Origin of the sequence: Synechococcus sp. BA-120 BA3, assembly GCF_034931285.1 — a bacterium.
Taxonomy (GTDB): domain Bacteria; phylum Cyanobacteriota; class Cyanobacteriia; order PCC-6307; family Cyanobiaceae; genus Cyanobium.
The window spans coordinates 22,770-29,124 of the sequence record NZ_JAYGHZ010000255.1; the positions used below are offsets into that span (position 1 = coordinate 22,770).

6 protein-coding genes are annotated in these 6,355 nt (G+C 64.8%); 5 read left to right on the forward strand and 1 reads right to left on the reverse strand.

Annotated features, from left to right (window positions below):
- The first annotated feature begins 94 nt into the window (after positions 1-94).
- The 4 genes from VB737_RS08775 to siaD all read left to right on the forward strand — a co-directional run bounded on the left by VB737_RS08775 (position 95) and on the right by siaD (position 3,298).
- A complete protein-coding gene (locus tag VB737_RS08775) occupies positions 95-1,399 on the forward strand; it encodes a SpoIIE family protein phosphatase (protein ID WP_500312479.1) in 1,305 nt (434 codons plus the stop codon).
- Positions 1,400-1,490: 91 nt separating this feature from the next.
- Positions 1,491-2,039 carry a biofilm regulation protein kinase SiaB gene (siaB, locus tag VB737_RS08780; protein WP_323243031.1) on the forward strand — a complete coding sequence of 183 codons (549 nt, stop codon included), beginning with the start codon at positions 1,491-1,493 and terminating at the stop codon, positions 2,037-2,039.
- A 4-nt stretch (positions 2,040-2,043) separates the two neighbouring features.
- Positions 2,044-2,439, forward strand: coding sequence for a biofilm regulation phosphoprotein SiaC (gene siaC, locus VB737_RS08785; protein WP_323243030.1), 396 nt, complete (start codon positions 2,044-2,046; stop codon positions 2,437-2,439).
- A gap of 1 nt (position 2,440) precedes the next feature.
- Entirely contained in the window at positions 2,441-3,298 is an 858-nt protein-coding gene (siaD, locus tag VB737_RS08790) for a biofilm regulation diguanylate cyclase SiaD (RefSeq protein WP_500312480.1), read from the forward strand.
- A 50-nt stretch (positions 3,299-3,348) separates the two neighbouring features.
- Here the strand turns inward: siaD and nrdJ are convergent, their stop codons facing one another.
- Positions 3,349-5,751 carry a ribonucleoside-triphosphate reductase, adenosylcobalamin-dependent gene (gene nrdJ / locus VB737_RS08795; protein WP_500312481.1) on the reverse strand — a complete coding sequence of 801 codons (2,403 nt, stop codon included), beginning with the start codon at positions 5,749-5,751 and terminating at the stop codon, positions 3,349-3,351.
- A 109-nt stretch (positions 5,752-5,860) separates the two neighbouring features.
- Between nrdJ and VB737_RS08800 the strand changes: the two genes are divergently transcribed.
- The coding region (locus tag VB737_RS08800; protein WP_500312482.1) for a class I SAM-dependent methyltransferase at positions 5,861-6,355 on the forward strand (495 nt) is incomplete at its 3' end.

Consider the following 6,355-nt stretch of genomic DNA (forward strand, 5'->3'; position numbering starts at 1 on the left):
GACTGTTGATGCCCAGGCCCATGGCCGGGCGTGGTGATGAAGACGGCGCGGCAGGGATGTTCGGCTCAGAATGGCCCCAGCAGCATGCTCCGGATTGCCCGACACCCTGCAGGCCAGCATGGGTCCGAAGAACCCCCAGGCGATGACCATCCCCGTCGAGCGCCCCGTTGACGGCGGGCCGGTGCAGCGCCTCAGTCGGCGTCTCAGGGTGCGTTTCGGGCCCCGGAAACCACGGGGAGGACAGCCTCCGTCACGGCCACCGGAGGCGTCGATTCAGCAGGTCTTCACGCTGATTGCGATTGTCAATGGTCTGGTTCTTCTGTACTTGGTCATCGCCGGCATTCAGCTGCTGCGGGTTCCCGGCAGCCGGTCAGCGGAGATCTATGTCTCCTTGATTCTGACCCTGCTGCTGGTCATCCTGGCGATCATCTCCTATCAGATCATTGCCAGACGCATCATCCTGCCGATCGCCCGACTGGTCAGGGAGGCCAGCGCGATCGAGAGCGACGACATGACCAGTCTGCTGACGATCCGGAGCAACGATGAGATCTCCAGGCTGGCCAAGGCCTTCAACATCGTGCTCACCAAGATGCGGCAGGCGCTGATCGCCGGTGAGGCCAGCAACCGTCAACTGCTGGAAGCGAACCGCCAGATCGAGTCCTCCATCAACTATGCGGGGCTGCTGCAGCGCTCGATCCTTCCGGACCGCCAGCTGCAGGAAACCTTCGGCAACGACTATTTCATCCTCTGGCTGCCACGGGATACGGTTGGTGGTGACTACTACATCTTCCACTCGGAAGGCGGTCACTGCCTGGCCGGTGTGGCCGACTGCGCCGGCCACGGCGTTTCCGGAGCGATGATGACGATGCTCGCCAGGGCGGGGATCGATCGCTCGATCATGGAGGTGGGCATCACCTCACCGGCGGCCATCCTGAGCTGCACCGACACCGCGATGCGCACCCTGCTGCATGGCGCCAGGATGAGCAGGTCGATCGCCACCAGCATGGACATCGGGCTGGTTCGGCTTGACTTCGAAGCCAGGACACTTAGATTCTCGGGGGCAAAGATCAGTCTCTATTGGAGTGATGGGCAAATCATGCACATGCTCAGGGGAGACCATCGGGCCATCTGCGACCAACGGGTCGGCTCCTACACCGACCACGATGTTCCCTTGCTGCCGGACTGCACCTACTACCTCACCACCGACGGCCTGCTGGACCAGTCAGGTGGTGACAACGGCTTTTCCCTCGGCACCCAGCAATTCAAGGAATGGCTGATCGGGCTGGCCCGCCAGCCACTGGAGCAGCAGCGCCAGGCCCTGGCCGATGCCCTTGAGCAGTTTCGCGGCAGCCATCCCCAACGGGATGACATCACGATCCTTTCCTTCCGTTTCTCCTAGAGGCCCGACTGATGTCCCATGCGACCCTATTCAGCAAACCCTTCTCCTGGCTCGCCAACCCGACGCAAGGGCGCATCTCGGAGCTGAAGCGATGACGATCACCACCACCAGTCTGATGTCCCTGAGGGAGTTCTTCAGTGATTATCGGATCCTCATCTGTTTCAATGGACCGATCTCCACCACCCTGATCGGCGAGATCGGTTCAGCCCTCAAGGAACACATCGAGTCCCATCACGCGCCCGAACTGGAAGTGATGGATGTGTTCAGTGTGTATATCGAAATGAGTCAGAATATCAGGAATTATGCCACCAGCCATGGCTTCAGCGATGCCGAGTCCTCCGCCACGGTCGTGATTGCGGCCGCCGAGGCTGGCCATTACGCCGTCTGTGCAGGTAACCTCGTTGAGATGGAGGATGGAAAGGCCCTGCTGAAGCGGATCCACGAACTCGCCGCCTGCGACAAGCCCCAGCTGAAGGTGCTCTACAAACAGCAGCTGCGCCAGCCCCACTCCCAGACCCCGGGCCAGGGCGCCGGCCTGGGTCTCATTGAGATTGCCAGGCGTTCGAGCCAACCCATGGAGGCCTCCCTTGACCCCCTTGAGCCCGGTCGCGCCTTCTTCAGCCTTCGGGCCATCATCTGATCCCATGAGCAGCAGCGAAGAACTGAACCTGTCAGTGCCGGGCTCCCAGTCCAGCCCTTCGATCCGTGCGGACTGGAAGGCCGGCGTGGTGGTGATGAGCGGGGAGTCCTATCCTGAGAATTCGTTTGAGCTCTACGACCAGCTGATTCAGTGGATTGAGTCCTATCTGTCCACCGCCAACCAATCCCTGACCCTCGAGCTGCATCTCAACTATCTCAACACCAGCAGCATTCGCTTCATGATCGACATCTTTGATCTGCTCCAGACGTCTTTTGATGAAGGCAAGGAGGTGCTGGTCCAGTGGATGTTCGATGACCGAAACCCCCGATCCGCCGAGCTGGGTTCCGAGTTCAAGGAAGATTACACCTTTCCATTCCTGATCCTTTCCATCAACGCCTGACATGCCCGAGACTTCCGGCCCCAAATCTGACGATCAGCTGGAACAGAAAGTCATGGCCGTCCTGGCTGACCAGCGCTACGACAATGATCCGGTCCGAAACCTGCTGGCCAGATTGTGGCACCGCATCGAAGAGCAGGTGGACCGCCTGGAACGGGTGGCCGATATCTCCGATCTCTATCAATCCCACGTTCTGGAGAGCAACCGCAGCCTCACGAATCGCTATGAGAAGCAGCTGCGCCAGATCAAACGCGTGGTGCGCATCTCCGACCTTTATCAGGCCTCACTCAAGGAGGTGAACCTCACCCTGTTCGAAGCCTCAACCCATGACGCCCTGACGGGGATCTCCAATCGTCGCTTCATGGCGGAACGCTGTCTTGAGGAGGATCAGCGGGCTAGCAGGCATGGCTCCACCTATTCGATGATCATCCTGGATGTAGACCACTTCAAGTTGATCAACGACGAATATGGCCACGCCACCGGCGATCTGATGCTGGTGGATTTCGTCAAGGCCCTCTCCGGCAGTCTCCGCCACTACGACATCATCGCCCGCTGGGGTGGGGAGGAATTCCTGGCCCTGCTGATTGATGCCGATCTCGCCACGGCCGAGGGCGTGGCCAAGCGCATGCTGGCCAACATCCGCAGCATGCGCGTCTCGATCGACGACATGGAGCTGAAGCTCACCGCCAGCATGGGCCTGACCGAGCACAAAGCCGAAGAGAACTACGACGCCACCTTCCGCCGGGCCGACAAGGCCCTGCTGATGGCCAAGAACGGCGGACGCGATCGCCTCGTGGTGATCGATCCCGGCGATCCCCTCAGCCACCGGGAGATCAGTACCCTGACCGCCACCGCCGAGTAGGGGGCGGCCTTACCACCAACGCCGGCGGCCGGTGGGCCGCCGGCGAAGGCTCAGGACTCAGGCTTGGCGAGCGGCAGCAGGCACTTGTCGGAATCGCAACCGGCCGGGCCGGCTTCGACCAGCTCGCCGCGGTCGTACTTCTGCAGGGCGAGGAAGAAATCGCCGCAGACGCGCCGCTGCTCGACCTCCGCCACCATCCGGGTGTAGGTGGCCTGATCGATCGGCTCGAAGGGCAGCCGCGGGAAGGTGGCGTTGGCATCGAAACGGGCCAGGAGCGCGGCCGAGATGTAGCCCTCCCCGTTCTCGATGGCGTGGTGGATTGCGGCGGCCAGGGGCTCAATCTCGTGCTCGCGGAATTCCACCGTCGCCGAGGTGTTGTGGGTGGTGTAGTGCCGCTGCACCTGCATGTAAAAGTCGAACTGAGCCAGGGCCGAGAAGTTGTTGATCTCCACCCGGTCGGCCCCGGGCAGGTTGGCCCAGCTCACCTCAGTGGGGATCTCCACCAGCCATTCGGTGCAGCGCGGATCGAAGGGATCATTCAGCAGCCGCCCCTGTTCATCCTTGTCGGACTGGGAGGGAACGATCGCGTAGCCGTACTCCATGCAGGCCAGGGCCACCGGATCGTTCTTGCGGAAGGTGATGCGGCGGATGAAGCGCTGGGCCTTGGGGGGATGCCAGCCGGGGCTGGCGCCGGTGAGCAGGCTCTTGGTGCCCGCCGGCTGGACGGTGGTGCAGCGGTTGGGACGGCGCATGCCGTGGCGGTCGCAGTAATCCCACACCGCCTGGTGCACCCAGTCCTTCCAGCGGGACAGGTAGGCCGCCTCCTGCTGGCGGAACGCCCGGCCCTCCTCGCTGTCGGGACGACCCGCCTCCCACCACTGCAGCCAGGGGGTGCCGAAGGCGTGGACGAAGAAGTCGAACAGGCCCGTGAAGCTGACCCCCACGATCGGATCCCAGGCCCGGCTGCGGCGGTAGCGCTCCACCTCGAAGCGGTGGTTCAGCAGGCAGGCCACCGCCAGCCCCCCGGCCCGGAAGGCGTCCTCCTGGGCCTGGTGGTCGGCCGGGTCGATCCGGTTGAGGTGGATCTCCGCCAGGTTGCAGTGGAAATCGGCACCGAGAATCTCGCCGCAGGGATTGAGGCCGTAGCGACCGAGCCGATGTTCGAGCTCGTCGGCGCCGATCCCGGGATGGTGCAACTGCAGCCAGCGGCCGGCTTCCTCCCGTCCCTGGTCGCAGTAGATGCCGATGAACTCGGTGCGCAGCGCCGGGGTTGTGAGCAGGTCGGCGTTGGAGCGGGCGATGGCCTCGGGAGCGAACTGGATCGCCCCCTCCCCCGACTGGAACTGCTTGGTGACCGCTTCCAGCACCACCTCGCGGCTGGGGCGCACATGGAACACCCGGGTGTGGTTGGCCATGCGCAGGGCATCCCGCTCGGGATCGATGCGCCAGTTGCCCTGCTCGTCCTGCTGCCAGAGGTTTTCCTTGGCACCGAGGGCGGAATCGTCATCGGCGCAGAACTGGCGCATGCCGGCGCTGCGGCGGATGTTGCCGGCCACGATCGTGACCGCCGCCTCATCGATCAGCAGGCAGCACTCCACCGAGGTGAGCTGGCGGCCCCGGGCCTTGTTGAGGATCTGGGCGACGCGGCCATAGAGATCCTTCAGCTTGACCGGATTGGCCATGCCGCCGAAGCCCTTGAGGGTTTCCCCCACCGGCCGCACGTCCGACAGGTCGACCGAAACATGAACAGGACCGTCGAAGCGCTCGTCGCTGCAGAGGTTGAGCAGCAGCCGGTAGCTCTCCACCCAGCCGGCGCGGGTGTCGCCGACGCGGACGCTGACGTGATGGCCCTCGATCGTGTGGCTGGTCTGCTGCTGGCGGGAGCCGATCGGTGTCAGGCCGATGTCGGTGACGCCGTCGATGACGAGGGTGTTGCGCACCTTCGGCAGCCGGCTGATCAGGTGGGGCTCGATGATGGCGCCGGTGCCGCAGCCCATCATCGCCAGATCCATCATCAGGGCGAAGGCTTTCCAGTCCACCAGATTGGTGGAGGTGCAGTTGTAGGCCCCGGAGAAGTTCTCGGATTGCTCGATCCATTCGGTGCCGCCGATCCACAGCCAGCGGCCGGAGGGCAGGGCCATCTGGTGGCGCTGCATGCGTCGGAGCAGCTCCACCTCGGAGGCGTCGAGGGAGCCGAGCACCCGCAGTCCCTCCAGGTTGCGCTCAGCCACCTCGTGCCAGCTCTCCCGACCGCCGCTCGCGGTCTTGCGGCTGTAGGTGCGATAGAAGACCGGATAGGCCGCCGGGGCAGTGACCGGGAAATCCGCCGCCGGCGCTGCCGTCGCGTCGCTGCCGGCGGAGGTCGCCCCCGCAGAGGTTGCCCCGGCAGAGGTCGCCCCGGCAGAGGTCGCCGCCGTGGCGGGGTTGGCTGGACGGGCGGCGGAGAGGGTCACGGGGGGTACGGCCGGATCGTGTTGCGCACCATAACGCCACCTGTAGGGTCTGCAACGCCCTGACCACCCCAGCCACGGTGCCTGTGGTGCCGGAGGGGATGCTGGAGCGATGGAGCGGATCTGTGAACCGGAGCTGATGGACGAGCCGCTGCAGGCCGAGGCCTACGCGGCGGCGGATTTCTCCAGCGGAGACCGGGCGGTGCTGGAGCGGATCGAGGCCCTCCCCGCCTTCCGGGGGAGCGGCGACGGGGAAGGGCTGAGCGTCGTGGATCTGGGCTGCGGACCGGGGAACATCACCTTTCTGGTGGCGCGCCGGTGGCCCGGGGCCCGGGTGCTGGGCATCGATGGCTCCGCCGCCATGCTGGCCATCGCCGAGCAACGGCGCCTGGCGGATCCGGTCGCCCACCGTCAGGTGCGTTTCCAGCGGCTGGTGCTGCCCAGCCCCCAGCTGGCGGGCCCCTGCAGCGCCGTGGTCAGCAACAGCCTGCTGCACCATCTCCATGACCCGGGCGTGTTCTGGCGGGCCGTGAAGCAGCTCACTGGGCCGGGCACCAGCCTCTACGTGCGGGATCTGCGCCGGCCGGCGACCGCCGCGGACCTGGAG